Below are 25104 nucleotides of genomic sequence, written 5' to 3'. Positions count from 1 at the left end.
TTTGACACGATCTTATTATCGTTTTATATCTTCTCTATTTATTTTCATATGCTTGAATAATCTTCTCAAAATCGAGTTCGCCGGTATGATCAACTCGGTAATTGGCATGTGAAAGATCTTCTTTACTACCTACTCCGACAGAAAACATTCCTGCTGCGTTCACAGCTTCCACACCTGCTGGGGCATCCTCGATTCCTAAGCAGTGCTCATATGGAACCTTAAAATAGTCTGCAGCTGTCGTAAACGTCTCAGGATCTGGTTTGCCATGCTTCACTTGATTCGCGTCTACAATATAATCAAATCGGTCTGTCAAACGTAACTCATCAAGCACATAGGTGGCATTCTTACTGGCTGAACCTAATGCAATTGGAATTTGATTTTCTTTCACACGATCTAATAATGGCAAAATCCCTGTTAAAATATCATTTGGTGACAAGCTTTCCAGTAATGCTCGGTAATGAACATTTTTATCAGCTGCCAAAGCAACTTTTTCTTCTTCTGTATATTCCTTTTCCATTCCGCCGAGCTCTAAAATCTTTTCTAAAGACTGCATGCGGCCAATGCCTTTAAGCTGTTCATTAAACGCGTGGTCAATTTCAACTCCAAGGCTTTCTGCTAACCTTTTCCAAGCTTGAAAATGTAGTTCAGCAGTATCTGTAATAACTCCATCTAAATCAAAAATAACTAGTTCTAGTCGTGGCATGATGTAATTTCCTTTCCTTATGGAGATTTCGTTAAGTCTTTTACGCTTTGTCGTTCTAGTAATTCATAGGTTAGAAACGTTTCTTTTGCTTCCTCGCTTTCATTCATCAATTGGTGCAATAAATAAGCAGAGGCTTTGCCCATCTCGAAGAAATCTTGCGAGATCGTGGTAATGGTTGGGGAGGTTAGTCCACTGATCATCGAATTATCGAACCCTGTTACAGATAAGTCTTCTGGAACCCGAACCCCTAACTCTTGAGCCGCTCGAATCACCCCGTAAGCCATTAGATCACTAAAACAAATCACAGCACTTGGTCGGTGTTCCTTCAAAAAATCAAGTGCTAGTTGGTATGCTTTTTCGTCGTTAAAATCAGCGTGAAGGATATAATCTCCTTTTATTTTTAGTCCTAGTTTTTCCGTAGAATCATATACACCTTTTAGTCGTTCTTCGTTGACATAAGCTTCTTTTGTCCCAGCCATGATTGCCAAATCTGTGTGGCCTCGTTCGATCAAATAATCGGTCATTTCTGCGGTTGCCTCTCGGTTACAAATGGAGACACTGCCGACATAATCAATCGGCTCCTCTACTAGGACATCAACTAATACGCAAGGTACGTTCGTATCAACCATTTCTTTAAAAAATGGGTCGTCCAACCGAATCCCTTGAAGAATCGCGCCACCAATATTACGTTCTCGGCAAAACTGGACGTAGCTTTGTTCTCGTTGTTTAAAAGAATCCGTGAAGTAAATGGAAAAATCAACATTCAATTGCTGGCTGCCATAATAGATGCCTTTGAATAATTCAAAAGAGTTATTATCCTTTTGGTCATTCGCCTCGAAGCCGGAGGAGATTAAACTAATTGCCGAGTTTTTCTTAGAAGATAAGTTTTTCGCAATTCGATTGGGCGCATAATTCATATGCTCGGCAACTTCGAGTATATGCATGCGCGTCTTCTCCCCGACATCAGGGTAATTATTCAGAGCTTTCGAAACGACGCTTACAGAAACGCCAGCTTCTTTTGCGACATCTTTAATCGATACCATAACTTCACTTCCTCTTTTTAATTGCTTTTACTTTCAACCGATCCGCCCAATGATGGAACATAAGTAAAGATAGAAAGGCGATAATAACCCCGGATACAAATGGTAATAATGCTAGGAAGTGAACCACCGTAATATATGTCACCATTGCTGAAATTACAATGATATAGGCGGTTAGAAATGGACTCCCCACGACACCTAACGCAGCATATTTTAACTTCTCCATCGTCGACATTTCAAAATGGGACTCTAGACAGAAATAGATCATCTGTGCGCCATATAATAAAACTCCGATCACAACAAATGCCGCAAATAAGCTATCCGATATTCCATATACAATATAAAGATCAATGATCCAGATAAGCCAGATGACTGAAAATAGTACGTTTGTCTTTAAAAATTTCCGGTAGTTTTTGATCAACGTTCTTAGGTAGTGCGTTCGTTGATCCTTGTCATCCTGTTCCATAATCCAATAGCGTAACGACATAAACATCGCTCGAGTAGATGGAAAGAATAAGAATGTCATCACGAGTATAAATAAAATAAAGTGAATCAGTGCTAACTTCTGTTCACTGGTAACCCATGAATAGAATACAAACCATGTCGGAAGGTTGATTAAGAACCACATGATATTCGTTGTTGTTAGTTTAGCGATCCATTTTGATAAAGAAACGATCCAACCAGATAGTCCGTTTCTATTCATGTTGCCACCTCATCTTTCTTACTTAACTGCCCCTTCGCCGATTCCTCTAATGATGTGCTTTTGCGCAAAGACATAAAAGATGACGACTGGAATAATTGTTAACACGAGCCCTGCCATCGCTTGGTTCCACTGAATCGTAAATTCACCAAAGAAGTAGAACGTCGCAAGTGGAATCGTTCGTAAATCCTTGTCTGTTAGTACGAGCGATGGTAACAGGTAGTCATTCCAAATCTGAATAACATTTAAAATAATCACGGTTACAGTAATTGGCTTTAAAATTGGGAAGATAATTTTCCAAAAGACCGTCAATTTATTAGCACCATCAATTTCTGCTGATTCCTCTAAAGAAATCGGAATGGACTTGATAAACCCATGATACAAGAACACAGCTAAACTGGCATTAAATCCAATATGCATAAATATCAGGCCACCGCGAGTATTTAACATCGGGATTCCTGTCGTTTGCATGATTTGGTCCATCAATTGTAAGAGTGGCATCATAATCGTTTGGAACGGAATAAGCATGGTCGCTATTAACGTCATGAATATGATTCTACTCCACACATTATCTTTCCGGACTAACATCCATGCTGTCATCGAAGATAAAATAACGATAAAGAACACGGAGATTACCGTAATAACCATCGAGTTAAAAAATGCTAAGCCGAAATTCATTCGATCCATTGCCCGAATATAATGTTCAAACGTTAAAGTCTCAGGTAAGGCAAGAACATTTTCATACAGTTGGGAACGGTCTTTAAATGAGTTTACAAACATAATGTAGATCGGTGATAAGAATAAGAGAGAGCCAAATGCGAGCATAAATTCTTTCAAATATCTTTTGAAGAAACTCATTTACATCTCCACCTCTCTTTTCTTCGTGACATAAACTTGTGTCAGCGTAATCGTCGCAATCACAATGAAAAAGACAATTGCTTTTGCCTGACCATACCCGTAATTGTTGTAACCGAATATTTCATTATAAATTTGCATCGCTAAAAGTTCTGTTGATAACGCTGGTCCCCCGCCTGTCAGCGAGAGGTTCGTATCATATATTTTAAAACCAAAGGACAGAGTTAAGAATAAACTAATCGTCAGTGCTGGCATGAGCAGTGGAAATACAATATTTTTAAAACGCTGCCAATAGTTCGCCCCATCGATCTGTGCTGATTCCATCACTTCTCCAGGAATACTTTGAATACCAGCAATATAAATAATCATCATATAACCAGCCATCTGCCAAGAGAATACGATAACTAATGCATACATCGCAAAATCAGTATCATTTAACCAGTTAAAGAATATCCGTTCGTTCCCGGTAAGATCCCCAATAATTCTAAACGCGTCGGAGAAAATAAACTGCCAAATATACCCTAAAATTAACCCACCAATTAAGTTCGGCATGAAAAACATCGTCCGAGCAAAATTAGTTGATTTTAATGCCGAGGTAACTAATAAGGCAAATCCTAATCCTAAAACGTTCACTAAAATCAAACTCATAATCGTAAACTTAAGCGTTAACCATGCGGACTGACCAAACCTACCATCATCTAATAACGCGATATAATTGTCGATTCCTACATAGACCATCGGATTGTTTGAGAATCCATCCCATTCAAAAAAGGAATAAAATAACCCGATAAAGAAAGGAATCAATACCACCGTCGCAAAGATGATAATTAATGGCAAAGTAAATAGCAGATACCAAAATTTATTATGATGTTTATTCAATGAAATCCCTCTTTTCTCTGTTGCAGTAGTACTTCACTGTTCATATATGGTGCTGTTAAACTTCATTGTTATGTTTATCTTCCTGGTTTAGATGCGGAAGTGAGAAGGTTGGATTTTAAATCGTGTGCTTTTGCCGGCATTTGTGCGCGTATGCCGGCAAACATGCTTCGCTTGCCGGCATAAACTTTTTCTCACCCGAATCGGCCTTCTGCATGCCGGCATCCAATCTTTTTCACCCGAAAAGGGCTCCTTTATGCCGGCATCCGAACGCGCGCACACTTAAAATTCATCCCTTCAGCCAATTACGCACTCAAATTGATCTCGTCACTCTATAACAATAATCCTTAACAGCACCTTATATAAGTGTTTAGTAAAATATAACAGGGACACCACATGGGGCGACCCTGTTATTCAATTTCTATCGTTCGTTTATTGCGCGTCTTGCCAAGCTTGATCTAAGCTTTCTAGGAATGCTTCTCCAGACATGCTATCGTCTAGGAAGAACTCTTCAGCTACTGGTGTCATATTGTTTGGAACAATGTCTGCTGGGTAATAGTTATGCGCCCAAGGAATCGTTTCGCCACTATTAGAAGCTTCTAATACTTCTGTTGCTAATGGGTCTAAGTCATCCGCATCGATATGTGTGAAACCTGGAACGTGTCCCATGTCCTGTACAATCGCTTCTTGCCCTTCTTCACTATCATGCATCCACTCTAAGAAATCAATAGCTGCATCAATTTCCGCTTGGTCTTTTTGATTATTTACTCCCCAGTTACCTCCAACGCCAACGATTTGCTGGTCATTTCCTTGTAATGGGAATGGCATTAAGCCTACTTCGAAATCTAACTCATAATCTTCTAACATACCAGAAACCCAGTTACCTTGGTGAATCATTGCAGTTTCTCCGTTTACGAAGTCCCCAACTTGACGGTCATAATTCACGTCCATTGGATTCACTGTATGCTCACGAATTGCTTCCATAAACTGAGCCCAATCTTGGAATTCTTCCGTTTCAGCCATAGACACTTCGCCTGCATTTAACTGATCAATAAATTCTTGGTAATCATCTTGTAAAGAGAAAGGATAGTTACTAATGTGTCCAATCAAGAAATACGCTTCTTGAGAAAGAGTTAAGCCGCTAATTCCTTCTTCTTCAAACTCTTGTAATTTACTTACGAAAGAATCATAGTCCGTAATTTCTGATGGATCTACTAAATCTTGGTTATAAACTAGGCCGAATCCTTCAATTCCATATGGAAGGCCAACAATCTTACCATCGTGCTCTAAGCCCATATCTGGAGCTAAGTTTTCTGTAATTGCTTCGTCACTTAAATCATATACATAGGACTCTAATTGCTGAGCCACTTGCTCGTTTTGAACAGTTAAAATAGATGGACCTTGGTTACTGTTTAATCGAACTTGTAACTGTGACAAATAGTCATCACCTGTTGTACCGATGATTTCCACTTCAATTCCTGTTTCTTCTTCATAAATTTCTGCTAAATCTTCTAGCGATTCTGTGATCTCTACTTTACTTTGGAAAATCGAAATTTGTTCTACTTCACCGTCTTCATTGACAGCGTCGTCGCTACCTTCCTCGCTGTCATCCCCGCCACAAGCCGCTAACACAAGTAGCATACTAACCAATAATAAACCAAAAAGTTTATTAAACTTCATAATATAATTCCTCCCCTAAATGTATTAAATATTTTGTAAAGCCAAAGGAACGGTAATCGTGTCCTCGAGCCTAACAGACTGGTTGTTAATCAGCAGTTCCAATTCATTCGATGAATCTTTTGAAATGGTAACCTCTGAATCTTGCACGTTGACTCTTAATTGTTCACCTTTCCAATCGATATTAAAGGATAAGGCTGACCACTGTTTCGGTAATTTCGGTTGAATCGACAACCCTTCCGCAGTTAAGCGAACGCCTCCGAAACCAAACACCGCAATATTCCAAATTCCTGCAATCGAGGCGGCGTGAATGCCTTCCTGAGAAGACTGCATATTCTCACCTAGGTCTGTTCTAGAAGCTTTTTGGAACATTTTATAAGCAAGTTCTAAGTTATTCAAATCACTAGCTAGAATAGCGTGTGTAGATAAGCTTAGTGATGAATCATGTAATGTACGTGGTTCGTAGTAGTCAAAGTTTGCTCGTTTCAGCTTTTCTGTAAATTCTAAGTCATCTTTTAAAGAAGTTTGTTCCAATAAATAGATCAACACGAGCACATCTGCTTGCTTGGTCACTTGAATCCCATTAATTTGCTGCTGATTGTAATCTTTATAAATCGTTCTTGGTTGCGGTTGATTGCGGTATTTCGTTAAATCAATTTCTGGTAAGTCCAGATAAGTATCATCTTGTGGGATGACCAATTGCTCTCTTTTTGGTTCTGGTAAATATAATTGAGAAGCTTTCTCTTGCCACATTTGATAGCTTTGTGCAAGATTAATATTCTGTTTCAAGTGTTCGAAAACGTTTTCGTTCTGTGATGAAAGATACTCATAACTTTGTTTCGCAAGCTTTAAGGTGAAGTACGCTAGGTAATTGGTATATGCGTTGTTATTGATATGTTCTTTATATTCATCTGGACCGATCACATTGGTAATTTCGTAACGCGTTTCTTGCGCATTCCACTCTAGTCGACTAGCCCAGAAGTTGGCACATTCGAAAATCATTTCATATCCGTAATCATTTAAGAACGTTTGATCACCAGTGATTCTTACATATTGATCTACCGCAAAAGCGATATCAGCTGTAATATGTTGTTCAATCAATCCCGTCCAAATCTTACTTCTTTCACCTGTAACGATATCGATATCACCGTATAAAGGAGTTACTTCCCCTTCGTCTGGAAAAGCCATTTCCCAAGGGTACATCGCCCCTTCATACCCATTTTCCTTCGCTTTCTTTCTAGCACTTTCTAAACCATGGTAACGATACGTAAGAAGTGATTTTGCGATACTCGGGTTCGAATACGTAAAGAATGGTAAGACGAAAATTTCTGTATCCCAAAATGAATGCCCTTTATAACCTTCACCGGATAATCCTTTTGCCCCAATTCCCATTCGATCATCATGGGCAGGGGTCATAATCGACATATGATACATGGAAAATCTGGTCGCTAGTTGGTCAAAGTTATCCTCGCTATCAATATGAAGATTGTAACGATTCCAAACTGAGTTTTTCCATGCTTCCTTATGAGCTAGATAAACTTCTTCGTAGGACTGGTTCGTTAATTCTTTTAAAAGCCCATGGGCATGAGATGAAATATCTAGTGGTTGTGCGTGTTGGTCTAAGAATTCTCGATCTCTACTTGTATACACCGCAGTGAATTTTTCCATCGTAACGGATTCGCCTGATTCTAAATTTAAATTATAGCCAAACCCGACCTTCCGACGTTCCATCAGTTTATCCACTGTTATTGATTGGTTTATACGGTGTTCACTCGCTAGAACAACCTCCACTTCCGATTGACGAGTGGTTTGTTGATACTCCAGCAAATAGTCACCGTATACACGCGGAGTCCCGTTGAGGAAATGCTGCGCTCCTGAGTTAGTGGTCTGACCATCAATAGAGCTAATTATCTTAAGAGCTACCGGTTGGTCCAAAGCTTTTATTTTTATCTCGTTTGCAATTAAATGCTTTTGAGCCAACGATACAATTCTTCTCGTTTGAATGTGCAGCCGTTTGCCTTCCGGTGATTTCCATACCAAATCTCTAGAAAGCTCTGCTGTATTTACATTTAAATCCCTCGTATGATGCTCTATCTCCCCAATCTCTAAATGAAATCGTGTCCCATCAACTAGGAAGTCTATTTGTGTTACGTCAGCTAGATTCGGAAGCTCTGTCACTTCAGTCGGATCTGCCTGATTGAAGGTTCCATTTACGAATAAATTACGTTTCGCGTGTGGATATGCTTCTTCTAAAGAAGAACGAAGTCCCATGTAACCATTTCCCAAAGCCATGACAGCTTCAAGCTTTCTTAAATGGCTCGGATTGAAATCGCTTTCAGATACAATCCAATCTTTATACTCATCTTGTCCGCGGTCATACCGAATCATCTAATTCTCCTCATATGTAACGCCTTGAAAACGCTTACTTTATATTGCAAAAAAATTTACGAAAACGTTTTAGTAAACTCTCAAAAAAATATAATAATTAATGTTATTGTATGAAAATTATATTTTCTTTATGAAGAAAAGTCAACCTGTTAGATGAATTTTTATTTATGGTACATCTTATATATTTTACGTTTTAATGGAAAGTCAGACGAAAAAAAATTCAGGCTACTTTCACTTGAGTTAAAAGGGGGTGAAAGTAGCCCGTACCACTTATACAAGAACTATAGACGCTCTTATAGGTATTCCACATAAGGTTGCCATGCGTCAAAAGCCAATTTTGCATAATCGATAGCTTCTTCTTCTCCGCCTAAAGTAAATCCCATACCAACTTTAGCCTGTTGTGTCTTTTTCTTATTTTTAAGGTATTTGGGAACTTTGGAATTTAAACTCTTGGCTTTTTTTAAGCTCGAATGAATTCTCTGCTTCGAAGCTTCTTTTGCAATTAAATACAAAGCCAGATTGTACAACATATGTGTTGATTCCTCTTCTTCGTACATATCTAACAGGAGCTCAGCATCGTCCAAGTGACCTTCCTGAATCAACAATGGAATAAGTCCATATCTAACTCCAATATTGTCTTCCTCATTCCATTCCACCAGCTTTTCCATTAATTTAATCGCTTCAGACATTCTACCTTCCTCTCGGTAAAATTGTGCTAAGCGATGACTAGCAATAAAGTAGGGCCTAGCTTCGTGAACCGCCCAAGGATACTCGATGGTTTCCAATAAGTCGAAATCTACGGCTTTAGTGGCAACATTTATTGCATGCTTTAGTATATTCTCTTTTTCATCACTTTCCTCGCACATGTCAGCTAATACCATAATGCCATCAACGTTTTCTGGATCTAACTCTAGAGCCTGACTAAGAAGGTCACTTTTTTCTTGTTCGGATAAATCTTGATTATATATAACATCAAAAATCATATAATTCGCTTCACTTTTACTAGTAGATGTAGATGAATTTTGAAATGGATCAATTTCCATTTGATCTGAACCCTCATCCATCATTTCTGGCCCCTGTAATTCCTCATTTGCCCGCTCAAATAACTCATAGCCATACATAATAATATCATCAATCCGTTTAGATAAGCTTGAGGCCGAAACATTATATAGATTTGCCAATGCTTTTATCGTCAAATCTTCTTGTTTGTGTGGAGATAGAATAAAATAATTATAATAATAATGTAAAGCGCCTGCCATGATTGTTGGTTTATTGAAATTTGGCTGCTTATCACGGAAATAATTTAGCCACATCATTTGAATTAGTTCTTTTTCTTCTGAATGTTTAGATGTAGTCCCAATTCGTTGTAATAATTCATCCATTACTTGTTTCGCTTTTGGAAACGCGGAAATCCGGTCATATGCGCTGTTATCAAAAGCCTCAAACCAAATAATCAAAGCATCTTGGAGATAAGCATTTAATAGCTTTCTGGAGTTTTCGTCTTTTCTTAATTGAAGTTGCTTATTTATCTGATCCATAGTTAATTGATCGCCTGGTATACCAAGTGGTGCTAGCCTAACCTCATCTAACCATTTCAAACAATGACCGCTGATATACTCGCCTTTTTTAATTTCATCAGAACTCATCGACCCTTTATATAAACTCCATTTTTCTCCAGTGAAGTAGTCCTCCACTTTTACATACTGATCATCCATAGAAATACTTTCACTTGCTTGAAGAACAGTGAAAGTTACATTTTTCCATTCTTCTAACGTGTCATAAATCGACTTTCGCTTCACTTGCTTCTGCTTTTTCGTCACAAACCTAGCTACTTCCCCTTCTTTATTCGCATGAGCTAGCGTTAAATGTAACTGCTTCAACACATCCATCATATTTGATTGATCAGCTTTTTCCATAAATTGCGGGTATTTTTCGATTGAATGCTGCATTACTTCTTCCCATATCTCTGCCAATTCTTTCTTCACGTGATCTTGGTTAAAGCTTATTACATTATCATTCTCACAACATTTTTTGTATTTTTTTCCACTGCCACATGGACACGGGTCGTTTCGTCCAACCTTTTTATCCATTCCTATCCCTCCTAAACTTGTTAGGTTGATTATGCCAATATAACATACTAATCTCAAATCGCTTCTAACTTAAAAATGCTTCAAGTGAATCGACTCATCTTCCACAATCGTAAATTCCAGTTTGGCTTTTGAATAAGACTCTACAACAACCTTAAAAATTAACTCGTATCGATCCTGCTTGTCCACTTTCTCACTTTCATTTTTTACCCGGAGGAAATAACGGCTAATCGGATAAGTTACAACAAACTCTTCGGCTTCTGATTTACTGTTTTTCAGTGTAACCTCTATGTCAGTCAACTTATGATAACCTTCCTTGTACGATTTTAATTCTTTAAATTCCGCTTTTAGACCGGACGCTTCCCCTAGGTCTATTTCAATCCGATCTTCAGAGATTTTATGTTCCAGGTCGTCTTCTCCTAGAAATTCATAGCTTCCATTGTGTTCGGAATAAATTTTATAAACCCCTTTAGGAAGGGGGATTCCTAGTTGATTGCCCCAACTATTTTCAAAACGAACTTGTTGTTTGACTAGAGAAGATCTTGGCGTACAGTGATAGACTTTTTCATACTTAATATCGTTGATGTTGAATAGATCAACCTGCTTCTTCTGATGATTCTGTAGGGAAATTGGATGGGGCACCGTGTAAAGCTCGCGGTCATGAAACTGTTCAGGTTCTACAGGCATGCTTGCGGAAGCTGCATCATATAAATAATCATCCGTTGGCACCTTGAGAGAGGTGAACCAGTTATCATACTTTTTAACCGTTCCTGCGATCAATTTCACTTCTGCATCTTCAAACTTATAATTTGTATCATTGGAAATGGAAGCTTGAGCAATTAACTCCAATTTCGAGTCCGTTAACTTAATTAAATATGTCATGGCCCATTCCAGCCCATCGAATAAATAATTTAAATCAATCATTTCTGCAGGTTTTGTTCGAATGTGAAAGGAGAGAGTAGGATGGCTGGACAGTTCGCCATTTTTAAAAGGTAACATAATTTCTTTATCAGGATTAATCAATAAGTGGCCTGTTTTTAGATGGCGAACAATGAGATCATGTCCACAAGCCAACAGTTCATATGGCTCTGTCGTCTTCTCTTGACGGTCTTCTAAAAAGACTTGCTGACCTACATAACGTTTGAGTAGTGTGTTCTTTTGCAGCGAATCGTAATTAAAGCTCATTTCTTTTACATTTAAGCCGGCGACAAAAACAGATTCCACATCAATGCGTTCCGGCAAACCCTTCCATGTAATATGAGATTCATCAGCATATCCTTCTGTCGACCTCTGTTCATGCACATGAGCAAACCCATCTTCATAAATAGTGATGCTAAGCTTTTTATTCGACTCCTGACTTAAATGAAAACTTTCTTCCATCCGCTCCACTCCTCAACATGTATTATTAAAATAAATTATACTACACCAAGTAGAATCAAAAAAAGCCGAACACCTCGCTGTCTGTGTTCGGCTTCTACGTTTGCTGTTTTTCGTTATTCCTTCTCTTCCCAAAGACGTTGACGTTCTTCAAAGCTTACTTCCTTATGAACTTGATGCAACATCCATACATAGCCAAATGGATCCAAAAATATCGCATTTGAAACTCCGAAATCTTGCATTTCAGTCACGGGCTGGATTTCTGTGCATCCCAATTCGATTGCTTGAGAATGGGTTCCTTGAATGTCTGGGACGGTGATGTTAAACCAAAGTGTTTTCGGGTCTTCGGTCGTTGGTGCAATCAAGTGGAAATCTGGATTTTCATCCAACATATGAAAATTCACGCCATAAAGGGAAAAGATAACTTCATTCTCTCCTCGATTAAAATCTGTTACTTCTAAACGTTCGAGCTCGAATATCTTTTCATATAATTCCAATGCTTTTAAGCTATCTTTCACTACTAAATCAATTTCTACTGCACCCATTTTACATACTCCTTTATTGTTTTCTTAACCAAAGTATATCAGAAGGTTGCCTACATCCTTAAAATATCTCTTTTTCTATAATGTGTTGAGCCATTAATAATGCTTTATGCCGGCATACGAAGTGGTTCGCCTGTATTTTTCATTATTTGCCGGCATAAAGAACCCTTCACCCGCAAATCATTTTTCCCGCCCGCAAAAGCTTGCCGTCCACCCGAAAAGACAAGTCTTATGCCGGCAAAACATTTTCACACTAGAATATATACATTTAATGATCTCATTACCAGAATTCTCGATTAAACTTCATCATGTTAAGTAAGTCGTTATCCAAATCCAGAAATATCTTGTGGCCAATAGTAACTTATATAAAAAAAGACCAGTAGAGATCCACGCCAATTGCTTGGCACATCTATACTGAACTTTCTTAAAGGATATATTTATTTTTTATCATTCGGGTCCATAATCGCAAACATAATTTCCGTTTCGCAAACGACCTTATCGTCTACCGTTGCTACTGCTTTTCCACGGCCGACTGGTCCTTTTACTTTCACGATTTCTACGTCTAGTTTCATCGTGTCGCCTGGCTTCACTTGGCGTTTAAAACGACATTTATCAATCCCTGTGAACATAGCAAGCTTTCCTTGGTTCTCTTCTTGTTTGAGAATAGAAACTGCGCCTACTTGTGCTAGTGCTTCGACAATTAAAACACCTGGCATGACCATGTAATTTGGGAAATGACCTTGGAAGAATGGTTCGTTTGCAGTTACATTTTTATACCCAACTGCGCGCTCCCCTTCTGTTATTTCTGAAATATAATCAATCAATAAAAATGGGTAGCGGTGCGGAATGATTTCTTTTATTTCTTCAATATTCAACATTTGAATCTCCTCCATTTAAAGGTTATTTCCCTCGGATATAGTCATATAGGTCTTCCCACATCGAGCGATCCAGAACGTCTGATGGGTCGCCACCCTCTCCTATTACACCAAACCCGACCATTAATCCAACAATTAGTGCTGTAACGGCAATCGCAATGATTAATATAAACCTTAACCATACTGGAATATAACGAACGCGACCTTTTGGCTTTGTGCCTTTTTCTTTCTTTTTTTCTTCGCGAACTTCTTTTCGTTTCGACTTATCTTCTGGCTGTTTCTTTTTCTGCTCAGCATTGGATTCAGCTTCTTTATTTTTCTTCGCTAAATGATCCGCCGTTTTGGCACTCGCGGCTTGCTGTTCAGGGGTCTTTGCCTGTTTATTCGGTTTGTATTGTTTTGCGCCATCAATTTGTTTTGACTGCTGTTTATCTTCTGAAGCCATGAATTCGTACCTCGATTCTTCTTACAAAATTACATAATTAATATATGTACTTCTCGGTTCCCTATGAATTAATTGCGCATGCTACCAATTAAGCCCATCATTTGGTCACCCATTGATAATGATCTTGCGTTAAAGGAATAAGCACGTTGCGATTCCATTAAGTTTTGAACTTCGGTTCCGTAATCAACATTAGACGTTTCTAATGATCCAGAAACTAAATTCGCATCTGCTGGAGCTACTACTTCAGTCAATGCATCTGCTGGAACACCAAGTTCGTCCTCGTTAATAATAAACGTACCAGCATCTACTGGTTGCAACACACGTGAGTTAGGAATATCCACTAATTGAAGTGTGCCCTCTACTGCTTCTTCTCCGTCTCGAGTTACAATTACGTCGCCATTATCATTAAATCGAACGTCATTAAAGTTTTCATCAATTATAATTGGACCATCTTCACCTTGTACAGGATTTCCCTCGCTCGATGTTAACATAAATGTGCCGTCATCCATATTCGATAAGTAGAAATTACCGCTTTTTGTATAATGATCTTCGACTGCACCGTCATTTCCTTCAACACTCACAGTGAAAAAGCGATTACGATCTTGAAGAGCGACGTCGAGTCCACGGCCAGTTTCCTGAAGCGAACCACTGTCCATATTCATATTTTCATGACCAAGTCTTGCACCGCTTCCAACTCGGATCCCATCTGGTGTTAAACGAGGAGAGTCTGCATCATGATCAAGCAAATTGTTTACTTGTTGATTTAATAGCGATGAGAAGTTGCTATGTCTAGTTTTATACCCATGGTTATTAACATTCGCTAAGTTATTGGATGTTAGATCCATACGCTGTTGCAACTGTCCCATTGTTGATGCCGCATTAAACATGTTTCGCATTTAATTTCCCCCTTGATTAACGTAGTCGTCCAATTTGATTCGCAGCTAGTTCCGCACTTTGGTCAAACATACGAACGACTTGTTGATTCATTTCAAACATACGATAAGAACGCATCATTTCAGACATGGTATGCTGTGGGTCCACATTAGACCACTCTAACTGTCCTTGGGAAACGTCAAAGCCAACACCATCTGCTGCTCGTGCATCTACTGGGGCTACATCACCTTCAAGATTATATAAGTCGTCTCCTTGTTTCACAAAATCATTCGCATTGGGATGATAAGCAACTCCCAACAAACTATTGTCAAAAGGAGATACAACTTGCCCGTTTGATTGAACTTCAAATTCTTCTCCGCCTGTTTGAATAGGGTTTCCAGCATCATCTAAAACGTAGTTCCCGTTATTCGTAGTTAGAAAGCCTTCACCATCTACTGTAAAGTTCCCGTTACGGGTATAACTAACATCTCCATCTTGGTTTTGAACAGTGAAAAATAGAAAACCTGTTTCGTCCGGTAGGTTTCCGTTTGTTAAGGCAACATCTGTATTCATTCCAGTATCTCTCACATCACCTTGTTCAAATAACGGGACGTCCTCTTGCATATACATTCCTGTGTTGATCGAACCAACACGATTGTTAAATGGAATATTTAACCCATTGGAGGTTGGAACTCGCTCTTCTTCCATGTTGCGAATCAGCATCTCCGGAAACGCACGAAACGCTGCACGGTCCTGTTTGTAACCAGGAGTCATCACATTCGACATGTTATTGCTCATTGAATCTTGATAACGCTGGTTTGCCATCATTCCCGCCCCAGCTGTATGAAAGCCTCTTAGCATCGGTCTTCCTCCTTTTATGTAAGGTGAAAACGAACGTATGATGGCGTCCGTTTTCGATTAAAAACTAAACAATTTTATCTTTAGGTAATTTATCAATGTTTTCAAGCATAATTCCGGTACCTTTAGCAACACATGTCATCGGATCTTCTGCAATGAAAACAGGAACTTTCAATTCTTCTGCGAGTAGTTGGTCGATGCCGTTTAATAATGCACCACCGCCTGTAATGATTACACCACGGTCGATAATATCCGCTGATAATTCTGGTGGCGTACTTTCAAGAACGGTTTTCGTCGCTTGAACGATTACACCTGCTGATTCGCGTAATGCCTCTTCAATTTCTTCCGAATGAACAGTAATCGTGCGTGGTAGACCAGAAACTAAATCACGTCCACGAATGTCCATGGATTCAGAACGATTCCCTTCGAAAACTGTCGCAACATTAACTTTAATATCTTCCGCAGTACGATCACCAATTAAAAGCTTATACCGACGCTTTATGTACTGTAAAATCTCTTGGTCAAATTTATCACCAGCAAGCTTAATCGATTCAGAAGTTACAATATCACCCATCGATAGTACAGCGATATCAGTTGTACCACCACCAATATCTACTACCATATTACCGCTTGGTTGGAAAATATCCATTCCAGCGCCAACTGCAGCAACTTTCGGCTCTTCTTCTAAGTATACTTTCTTGCCACCTGATTTTTCCGCTGCTTCGCGGATCGCCTTTTGTTCCACTTTTGTTATGTTTGTTGGACAGCATACTAAAATACGCGGTTTTGAAAACATCCCACGCACATTAATTTTTTCAATAAAATAACGTAACATAGATTCCGTAACATCAAAGTCTGCGATAACGCCATCTTTTAGCGGACGGATCGCTTCGATATTCCCTGGAGTTCTACCCACCATACGACGAGCAGCTTCTCCGACTTCAAGAACTTTGCCAGTCTGCTTATCCATTGCTACAACAGATGGTTCATCTAACACAATTCCTTTTCCTTTTACATGAATCAAAACATTTGCAGTACCTAAGTCAATCCCAATATCTCTTGCGAACATGAAAACCTTCTCCCCCTGACTTAACTTTCAAAACACGTACGAAAATATATTTATTCTATTGTAATATTTTATCACTTTTTAAGGTGAGTGTCATGCTTTTTTCTGACGACTTGTTGAAAAAGGGAGAGACATTAAAAAAGAAGCTTCTCCCTGTTGGTTAAAGAAATATTTATTTTGAGAGGTGTTTCAACATTACAGCCGCTTCTCCATTAAAAACGAAAACTCCCCGAGCTCACCCGAGAAGTTTTCCCCTTACTCTAATATAATTTTTTCAAATAAATCGATTTTCTCTGGAAAAATGTCTTCTGCTGTTCCGAATGTGTCACGTATATAAACTTCTGCGATCGCATCTGTACGTGGGTCTTGATCACGCTTTGCCATTTCAAGTGCTGTAACACCTTCCAATAGATCGCTCATCTTCTTCGCAACATGTTTTGGATATTGTACGAGCGCGCGTTCATCTACACTAGCGATTCGTTTTACATACGCACTTAATCTACTAATTGCCGCTTCTACCAACGATGCCAACTCTTCTTGATTCTCTCGCACGTCTGCTAACCTCGTAGTCATTTCTTTTAGGAAGGTTTCGTGAATGGCATATTTGTTAATTAGACGTAACACCTCTAGGCCGAGGATGTTCGCTGTCCCTTCCCACACGGTTAAGACTTGGGCATCACGCAGCAACCTTGGTGTAACAAAATCCTCGATATACCCATTTCCACCATGCAGTTCTATTGCTTCATGGGAGAAATGAATCGCTTGTTCTGCTGATTCTTTTTTCACTATGGCTATCAACAAACGTAACCTTGCTTGATCTGTTTCTGTAGCGTCAGAATCACGTGCCATTACTCGGTCGAAGTCGCTAATTAAATCAAACGTAGCGACAGTCTCTACTTCTAATTTAGCTACCAAGGACACGAGCGTATCTTGGATCATTGGGTAACGCGCAAGCTTCTGACCGAATGCGTCTCGTTCTAACGCATAGTTTTTAGCTTCTGAAAAAGCACGGCGCATAATACCTAAAGATGCTACTGCATTACAAACTCGCGATAAGTTAAGAGCTTCCATCATGTATTTGAATCCGGATGATGCATCCCCAACTAAATATGCTTTCGCCCAATCAAACTCCACCTCTGCAGATGGAACAGCTCGCACACCTAGTTTATCCTTCAGCCTTCTAATCGATAGTCTATTATTTGCACGATTTTCTTCCCAAGGTACAAGGAATAAACTTAGTCCTCGCGTGCCCTCAGGTGCACCTTCCATCCTCGCAAGTACCATAGCAACTCCGCACATGCCTGAATTACTAGCAAAATATTTCTCTCCGGTAATTCGATAAGCATCTCCATCAGGTACTGCCTCTACTACATTTGCGCCAACATCTGAACCACCTTGTCTTTCTGTTAAAAAGGTCGCGCCTTCATACAGCTCGACATCTCCCGTTGCAAGGACATGCGGCAAGAATTTTTCCTTCAAAGATTCATCTGCATAGTGATCGATTAAGTAGGCAGTTGCCATAGTTAATGTCACTGGACAATAAAATCCTGGTTCGGATTGAGATAAAACATAACCTTGTGCATAGGAATAAAGGTAATTCCCCAGGTGACCAAGCTCTGGAATTTCTTTATGAGGATAGCCAACAATTCCAGTTTCGTAGGTTTCATCTACTGTCTTTTGATACCCTTCATTGACCCACACTCGATTGATTTCATTACCCATTTTGTCATATTTAATTAAACGTGGCTCTCCTTCGCGGTCCGTGTGTTTTGCACGTTCATCAATTTCGTTTGCAACCTTTTCACCAAATACGGTCAATTGCTCGTCCGCATATGCGAAAAAGGCATCTGGTAAATGCTCCTTTAAAATTTTCTTTAATAACGGATCTTCTTGGTAAAAATTTCGACGTGTCATAAGCTCCTCCTTCTATGAATCTCTAAGCTGGTTTCGCAGTAATTTTCCTGTTGCATTACGAGGTAACTCATCGATCACTTCATAGACTTTTGGAATTTTATAGGTAGCTAATTTATCCGCTAAATACTGCTTCATTTCTTCTTCAATTGTTGCGGCTGTTTCATTCGCGACAACATAGGCTTTCGCCGTCTCGCCCCACTCTGGATGCGGTACGCCGACTATTGCGACATCATTGATGTGATCATGTGTTTTCATCACATCTTCCACCTCGGTTGGATAAATATTTACACCACCAGAAATGATCATGTCTTTTTTACGATCAATCACCCAGTAGTAGCCATCATCGTCCTGATAAGCAATGTCTCCAGTGAATAACCAGCCACCTTTTATCGATTCCCCGGTCTTTTCTGGTGCCTTATAGTACCCCTTCATCGTTCCTTTTCCTCGCAAGGCAATTTCTCCTGGCTCTCCCTGCTGCACATCTTCTCCGTCCTCATTTACTAATCTAATTTCACAATATTTTGCTGGACGTTTCCCAATGCTACCTGCTTTCTCCTTATGCTCATCCGCTTCTAGTAATGTTCCATTTGGTCCCGCTTCTGTTAACCCATACACGCATACTAGACGGTCTGTTTGGAATTGCTTCTTCACAAACTGGACCTCATTAGAGCCAAGCGGCGCCCCACCATAAACCCAATATTCCATAGAGGATAAGTCATAGTTGTCGATCTCTGGGTGCTTTGCCGTCATTAAATACGCAACAGGCGCTCCGAAGAAGTGGGTTGTTTTTTCTTTCGAGACTGTTTCTAGTAATAAATCCGGTGTGAATGTTGGTGCTAACACATGTGTGGATCCTTGATATAACCCTGCCACCATAAATAAATGCAGAGGAGCAGAATGGCTTAGAGGCATCATATGCAATAGCTTGCTGGAAGCGTTTACATTCATCTCCTCACAAATCATCGAACCGACCGTGATGATATTTTCATGCGTGAATAATACGCCTTTCGATTCGCCTGTTGTTCCAGAAGTATATAAAATGGAAGCCTCATCCGTAACAGGTCCGTCGTTCACCACTTCCGAATCATTTCCTTGCAATAATTCATTAAAGGAACGCCACTCGCCAGATGCTTCTCCAGTTTTAAAGCATGTTAAGTTATTGGTGGATGCTAACTCTTCCGCTTGTTCAAACAACAACTCATGTGTCGCAAAAAATTTCGCTTCACTATGATTTAAAATAAACTGTAGCTCTGGCGTTGTTAATTTCGCATTCACAGGGATGGCTAGGCCTTTCAAACGAATCGCTGCAAGATACAAATACATAAATTCCGAAACATTTGGTAAATGAATGATCAATTTGTCCCCATGTTGAAACCCTGATTTTTTCAATGCATTCGCTACTCGGTTTACATTTTGATTCCATTCCTGATAGGTAATACGTTCGCCACCACTTACAATGGCTTCCTGATTCGGTCGTTTTTCTGCTTGTTCATACAATAATTGAGATAAATTCACAATCATTCCTCCTCTAATTGATTTAACTCTTTTTGAAATTCATTCATTAAATGATTCATTTCATCCTTCATTGCTTGTAATTCCTCTATGCGTTTTGTCACTTCGGAGATTTTCCCCTCTCCATATTCAATCGTTCGCTTCAGTTGTTCTCGCCCGGTTGGATCTTCATCAAATAAACGGATCATTTCTTTTATTTCTTCTAAATGAAATCCATACTTCTTTCCACGAAAAATTAACTGTAACTGCGTTTTCTCTTTTTTTGTAAAATACCGGTGACCACTCGCATTCCGCTCCGGCTTAATCAAACCAATCTCTTCATAATAGCGAATAGTCCGTGTTGAAACGCCATAAGTAGAAGCCAGTTCCGAGATCGTATAGGTTGCCGTCATCATCCCCTCCTTACCTGTCTGAATTTTCTATAATTTCATTGTAGCATTTACGTTAACGTTAAGTTCAACTCTTTTTCATCAGAAAAAAACCTACCATCCATCAGGTAGGCTTCCCTTCATCCTTTTTACACACGAGTCTTTTCTTTATACTTCTTCTTCGTTGCTTCTCCTCCTCGTAAATGTCGTATGGATTTATGATATTCTAATACTGTTTTCACTTCTTTTGCTAATGCAGGATTAATAGTAGGTAATCTTTCAGTAAGATCCTTATGGACAGTTGATTTCGATACGCCAAATACCTTCGCAATGACGCGTACCGTTTGTTTCGTTTCTAAAAGATGCTCGGCAATTTTGATCGTGCGCTCTTTGATGTAATCATGCAACCCTCTCGCCTCCTGATGGTATCAACTCTAACGGTGCCGCTGATACATTTTATTCAGGTCGAAGGATGTTTATGTAATATAAATGAGAAAAGCCCAAGCACCCCCTAAGAAACCTCTCGATAGTATCTTCTTAATGTGTAACATTTTATGTTGCCACAGCGTTGTGTCTAACGGATGGATGGCAAATATGGCTTCTCTTCTCTAAAACAAAAAAATAGCCCTCCCGCATGCAGGAGGACTACTGATATGTTACTACTTAAAATCCTGGATTAACAGGTTGACCATCTTCTATCAATTGAAAATGGACTTTGCTGACGCCGGTTTCTGTATATACGTTTTCACCCGAACGCCCAATCACATCACCTTGACTTACTTCTTCACCAGGTTCAACTGTTACATCCGATAAACTTGCGTAAACCGTCATTTTTTCTTCCTCGTGTTCCAGTTCAACTAGTGTTCCTAATAATTGATCTTCCCTCACATCTAAAACAGTTCCGCTTAATGCTGCAATAACATCAAACTCTTCACCACTTGCAGATGTAAAGTCAACCCCTTGGCTTTGGTAATACTGATTATTGTAAAAGATAAGCGCATTTTCCTGATCTTCCGCCGAAGCTTCCACATCATAGAAGTTCGTTAATACTTCTGTGTCAGAACCCAGTGTCGTTGGAATAACTAGAGATTCTTGTTCGGACATTACTGGTTCGGCATCTTCATCCTCGTTACCTCCAGCCTGTTGATGCTCCACTAAATCATTTTGCTCGACATCAAACGAGGTGTCTCTACTACTGTCTCGTTCAACCTCTTCTGCACCTTGGAACTGATAGATCATAACCCCAGTTAACATGACAGCGACCAATGTAATATAGAGAGTCGGGTAAAACCACCGCTGTCTCGTCAACCGTTTCCATTTTGATTCTTGGAAAAGTTTTCTTTCTTTCTCATTCATTTTCATCACCTCAGCAACCATTTTGAACAAAATATTTTCATTCTATACATGGATTTGGAAATTTTTTCTCGCGAGGTGATTATTTTATTTAAATTCCTTCGATTTCATCAATCGTTTGAATCGTTACATTCTGATAATAATGTTGAACAATGTCGCGGTAATCATACCCATGTGAAGCCATTCCATTTGCTCCATACTGACTCATTCCTACTCCATGGCCATAACCTGTTGTCGTGAACACCACATGATCACCCTTCGGTTCGACATCGAAATCATTTGACCGCAAGTTAAGTTTTTCGCGGATTTCTCTCCCTGTGAACGTTTGGCCATTAATTTTCATTTCTTTGATTCGATTACTTGAGGTCCGACTAATTTCAGATACATTAAAAAGAGCGTTATTCTCAAGACCAAGTTTTTGTGAAATTTCACTCAACGTATAAATCTCTTGATCAGAATAGACAGGGGATGCTTCATCCCAAGGACTTTCCACACTCATAAGATAAGGAATTTCATTTTGCCAATAATCGTGGGCGTTTTCTGTATGTCCATTACTAGTAGAAAAGAAAGCTGCTGTGATTGGAGAACCATCAAATGTAATAATCTCTCCCTCTGTAGTCTTCACTGCCTCCTCTATCTTGCTATACTGACTAGAAAATTCGAGCCCAAAACGCTCTCTTAATTGCTCTTCATCTAAGTATACTTGATGCTCTACTGTGTCTGTAACATCATATTCGCTTTCCCCTGCTTCATTTGCTAGACGCTGAACCATGTATGTTCGTGCTGCTAACGCTTGAGCTTTTAAAGCTTCTTCTTCAAAGGATGCCGGCATTTCAGCTGCCACTACATGTGCTACGTACGTTTCGAGGTCGACTTCTTCTACCTCATTTGTTGTAGAACGCATGACTCGAATAGAGACTTCCTTCGATTCCGTTAAGTCCTCAACAGATACTTCTGAATCAATCGGTACCATAAGTGCCCGGTCTGACGCTGTCTCTGAGAATGGGATCACGATTAGTGCTGGGAGCATGGTTGTGATTGCTAGTAGAATCATAATTGCTACAATGATATACTTCTTCAACTTCAAATTCCTCCTTTAACATATCTATCAAATGAATATGCAGAAAAATTAGTTGATAGAACATATTGATCAACTTCTTTTACAAGATTGTGCTAGATTAGGAGTTTTAGCCCACACAAAAAAAGCGCCGAATACATTCGACGCTTTTTCTACAAAGGATAATTCTATGATTGCTGTATTAGCTAGACTTTAAAATGGAGTCTACTGGAGCATCCTGCGGGTCTACCACAGTTTGGTGCTCTACGATGCGTTCTACATCTGCTCCAAGTGCTTTCAGCTTTCCTTCAAAGTTTACATATCCACGATCCAGGTGTTTTAGCTCTGTAACAGTCGTGCGACCTTCCGCAACAAGTCCAGTTATAATTAACGCTGCTGCTGCTCTTAAGTCTGTTGCAGAAACCTCTGCTCCGTGTAATTCAACAGGTCCGTGCACAATTGCACTTCTACCTTCAATTTTCATTTTAGCGTTCATTCTTCTAAACTCTTCCACATGCATGAAGCGATTTTCAAAGACAGTCTCTGTAACTACGCTTGTGCCTTTCGCTTTCATCGTTAAGGTCATTAGCTGTGCTTGAAGATCTGTTGGGAACCCAGGGTATGGTAGTGTCTTAATATCAATTCCTTTAAGATCTTCCGTACCAATTACGCGTACACTATCCGTATACTCTTCAATCGTTACACCCATTTCCTTCATCTTCGCAATAAGAGAACGTAAGTGTGCAGGAATAGCTCCTTCTACCACTACGTCGCCATTTGTAATAGCTGCTGCTACCATGAATGTTCCAGCTTCGATTCGATCAGGAAGTACATGGTGCTCTACGCCATTTAGCTGAGGCACACCTTCGATACGAACTGTTTCTGTACCAGCACCAATGACTTTACCACCCATTTGATTAATGTAGTTAGCTAAGTCTACTATTTCTGGTTCACGCGCCACATTTTCAAGTACTGTAGTTCCTTCTGCTAGTGCCGCTGCCATCATCAAGTTCTCAGTAGCCCCTACACTTGGGAAATCTAGATAAACTCTAGCACCTTGTAAACGTCCAGGTACAGTAGCTTCAACATAACCATTTCCTACATGAACCTCAGCGCCCATAGCTTCTAGGCCTTTCAAGTGTTGGTCAATTGGGCGTGAGCCAATTGCACAACCGCCAGGCATTGCGACTTTTGCATGACCATATCTTGCAAGTAATGGTCCTAATACTAAAACAGAAGCTCTCATTTTTCTTACATATTCAAATGGTGTCTCTGTTTTTAATTCATTAGAAGCATCTACTAAAAGTGTGTTTTCATCACGTTTTACATCTACATTCATATATCGTAATACTTCCGTAATTGTATCAACGTCTGCTAAAGCGGGTACGTTTTTTAATGTACTCTTTCCCTCGCTTGCCATGATACTAGCAGTAATTATTGGTAATACAGCGTTTTTAGCACCTTCCACCTTTACGGTTCCAGTGAGTCTATTTCCTCCAGCTACAATGATCTTTTCCAATTTCTTTCCCTCCGTGTCGATAGTCCGTATGTTATTTAATATTCAATGAAGAGGACAGATGTGTCTTATAATAGTATAAGTTCTTTTAATCCTGTTTTCTTTATAAGTCCATTGAAATTAAATTTAAAGCAAATGTTAACTTAATTTTATAAAAGTGTTTGTATATTAGCATTTAAATAGATTGTTTAATAGTTTATAAAATCTACGAATAATCATTAATTTTCTTCAATTAAAGTTTCTTTTTCACAAATACTTACCAATACTAGCATTTAGTCGAATTTCGGTACAAGTGTAAAGATACCTATTTTTATAACTAAAATGGATTTTAAGGTATAAATATTAGTTCGCTAGAATTACTATAAAAGTTTCATACGTAAAAATGTGTTACCCCATACCAGCGATGTTTTCATGTGTGACAAACAACATACATTTCGTTAGAGCGATTTGGTTTTTGAGGGTGTGATTCATTTTATTTTTAATCGCCTCCTTGTACTGAAATGATTCATCGATGTCATCACTCTTCGCTGATTTTAATTTCTAGCTTCATTCAAGTAAATACGTTATTTGTTGCGACCAATTGATGAAGTCCAAGAAAAAGTTACTAGCTGATGTTCCGAGAGCTATGGAAAGCAAAATATAAAGTATTTTACTTTCAGTTTCTTTGTTCTTTCTAAATAACTTCTCAATTTGGACCGATTCTAACGCTTTCCACGCAAGAAAGATGAAAATGATATGTGAAGTCATTCCCACCATTGCATCGACTGCAACATCTACAAACATTTTGCCACCTCATTTAATTTGTTTTATTGAGATGGGAAATGGCTTATATTGGAGCATTTCCCGGGAAATATCGACAACAAACACTTTCAAGGGTAATTGATACAAATTACCCATGTTTCTGGTCTGGTTTTTAGTTTCATACATATTATATTCGCTTTAAAATACTTTACTCACTAGGGAGGGATTAGCAAAGAATGTTTTTGTAAATTTCCTTTATAGTATTAAAAATGGTTAAATAG

23 protein-coding genes are annotated in these 25104 nt (G+C 39.2%); all 23 read right to left on the bottom strand.

Features of this window, described 5'->3' with window-relative positions; genetic code table 11:
* Positions 1-34: 34 nt before the first annotated feature.
* Complete coding sequence (gene pgmB / locus G532_RS0113275) at positions 35-703, bottom strand: beta-phosphoglucomutase (protein WP_035513046.1); 669 nt, start codon at positions 701-703, stop codon at positions 35-37.
* Positions 704-720: 17 nt separating this feature from the next.
* Positions 721-1746: a LacI family DNA-binding transcriptional regulator gene (locus tag G532_RS0113270; RefSeq protein WP_027965234.1), complete on the bottom strand. Its 1026-nt coding sequence runs from the start codon at positions 1744-1746 to the stop codon at positions 721-723.
* A 4-nt stretch (positions 1747-1750) separates the two neighbouring features.
* Positions 1751-2446 (bottom strand): DUF624 domain-containing protein, encoded by a 696-nt coding sequence (locus tag G532_RS0113265; protein ID WP_027965233.1) that lies wholly within the window; start codon positions 2444-2446, stop codon positions 1751-1753.
* Between the two features lie 18 nt (positions 2447-2464).
* Positions 2465-3301 carry a carbohydrate ABC transporter permease gene (locus tag G532_RS0113260; RefSeq protein WP_027965232.1) on the bottom strand — a complete coding sequence of 279 codons (837 nt, stop codon included), beginning with the start codon at positions 3299-3301 and terminating at the stop codon, positions 2465-2467.
* The gene (locus G532_RS0113255) at positions 3302-4177 is read right to left on the bottom strand and encodes a carbohydrate ABC transporter permease (RefSeq protein ID WP_027965231.1); all 876 of its coding nucleotides are present in this window, start codon (positions 4175-4177) and stop codon (positions 3302-3304) included.
* 429 nt (positions 4178-4606) lie between these two features.
* Entirely contained in the window at positions 4607-5854 is a 1248-nt protein-coding gene (locus G532_RS0113250; protein ID WP_211220365.1) for a sugar ABC transporter substrate-binding protein, read from the bottom strand.
* A gap of 24 nt (positions 5855-5878) precedes the next feature.
* A complete protein-coding gene (locus G532_RS0113245) occupies positions 5879-8239 on the bottom strand; it encodes a glycoside hydrolase family 65 protein (protein WP_027965229.1) in 2361 nt (786 codons plus the stop codon).
* Between the two features lie 293 nt (positions 8240-8532).
* Positions 8533-10329, bottom strand: coding sequence for a tetratricopeptide repeat protein (locus tag G532_RS0113240; RefSeq protein WP_027965228.1), 1797 nt, complete (start codon positions 10327-10329; stop codon positions 8533-8535).
* Between the two features lie 69 nt (positions 10330-10398).
* Entirely contained in the window at positions 10399-11706 is a 1308-nt protein-coding gene (locus G532_RS0113235; RefSeq protein ID WP_027965227.1) for a DUF4139 domain-containing protein, read from the bottom strand.
* Between the two features lie 113 nt (positions 11707-11819).
* Entirely contained in the window at positions 11820-12248 is a 429-nt protein-coding gene (locus G532_RS0113230) for a VOC family protein (protein WP_027965226.1), read from the bottom strand.
* A 434-nt stretch (positions 12249-12682) separates the two neighbouring features.
* Positions 12683-13123, bottom strand: coding sequence for a 3-hydroxyacyl-ACP dehydratase FabZ (fabZ, locus tag G532_RS0113225; RefSeq protein WP_027965225.1), 441 nt, complete (start codon positions 13121-13123; stop codon positions 12683-12685).
* Positions 13124-13145: 22 nt separating this feature from the next.
* On the bottom strand, positions 13146-13565 hold the full coding sequence (locus G532_RS15685; RefSeq protein WP_051189183.1) for a DNA-directed RNA polymerase subunit beta: 420 nt from the start codon (positions 13563-13565) through the stop codon (positions 13146-13148).
* A gap of 68 nt (positions 13566-13633) precedes the next feature.
* Positions 13634-14461: a flagellar hook-basal body protein gene (locus G532_RS0113215; RefSeq protein ID WP_027965224.1), complete on the bottom strand. Its 828-nt coding sequence runs from the start codon at positions 14459-14461 to the stop codon at positions 13634-13636.
* Between the two features lie 16 nt (positions 14462-14477).
* A complete protein-coding gene (locus G532_RS0113210; RefSeq protein WP_027965223.1) occupies positions 14478-15299 on the bottom strand; it encodes a flagellar hook-basal body protein in 822 nt (273 codons plus the stop codon).
* 64 nt (positions 15300-15363) lie between these two features.
* Positions 15364-16365: a rod shape-determining protein gene (gene mreB / locus G532_RS0113205; RefSeq protein ID WP_027965222.1), complete on the bottom strand. Its 1002-nt coding sequence runs from the start codon at positions 16363-16365 to the stop codon at positions 15364-15366.
* Between the two features lie 252 nt (positions 16366-16617).
* A complete protein-coding gene (locus G532_RS0113200) occupies positions 16618-18276 on the bottom strand; it encodes an acyl-CoA dehydrogenase family protein (protein ID WP_027965221.1) in 1659 nt (552 codons plus the stop codon).
* 12 nt (positions 18277-18288) lie between these two features.
* Entirely contained in the window at positions 18289-19791 is a 1503-nt protein-coding gene (locus G532_RS0113195) for a class I adenylate-forming enzyme family protein (protein ID WP_027965220.1), read from the bottom strand.
* A 2-nt stretch (positions 19792-19793) separates the two neighbouring features.
* Complete coding sequence (locus G532_RS0113190; protein ID WP_027965219.1) at positions 19794-20180, bottom strand: MerR family transcriptional regulator; 387 nt, start codon at positions 20178-20180, stop codon at positions 19794-19796.
* Between the two features lie 125 nt (positions 20181-20305).
* Positions 20306-20563, bottom strand: coding sequence for a sporulation transcriptional regulator SpoIIID (spoIIID, locus tag G532_RS0113185; protein WP_027965218.1), 258 nt, complete (start codon positions 20561-20563; stop codon positions 20306-20308).
* A gap of 256 nt (positions 20564-20819) precedes the next feature.
* Positions 20820-21512 (bottom strand): M23 family metallopeptidase, encoded by a 693-nt coding sequence (locus tag G532_RS15370; protein ID WP_169513914.1) that lies wholly within the window; start codon positions 21510-21512, stop codon positions 20820-20822.
* A gap of 88 nt (positions 21513-21600) precedes the next feature.
* Positions 21601-22590 (bottom strand): stage II sporulation protein D, encoded by a 990-nt coding sequence (spoIID, locus tag G532_RS0113175; protein WP_027965217.1) that lies wholly within the window; start codon positions 22588-22590, stop codon positions 21601-21603.
* Between the two features lie 178 nt (positions 22591-22768).
* Entirely contained in the window at positions 22769-24085 is a 1317-nt protein-coding gene (murA, locus tag G532_RS0113170) for a UDP-N-acetylglucosamine 1-carboxyvinyltransferase (protein ID WP_027965216.1), read from the bottom strand.
* A 543-nt stretch (positions 24086-24628) separates the two neighbouring features.
* Positions 24629-24865, bottom strand: coding sequence for a DUF1146 family protein (locus tag G532_RS0113165; RefSeq protein WP_027965215.1), 237 nt, complete (start codon positions 24863-24865; stop codon positions 24629-24631).
* Between the last annotated feature and the right edge of the window lie 239 nt (positions 24866-25104).

Origin of the sequence: Halalkalibacillus halophilus DSM 18494 (assembly GCF_000423105.1) — a bacterium.
GTDB lineage: Bacteria > Bacillota > Bacilli > Bacillales > Alkalibacillaceae > Halalkalibacillus > Halalkalibacillus halophilus.
The sequence above is the reverse complement of the archived record's forward strand: the minus strand, read 5'-3'. Positions and strand labels throughout refer to the sequence as shown.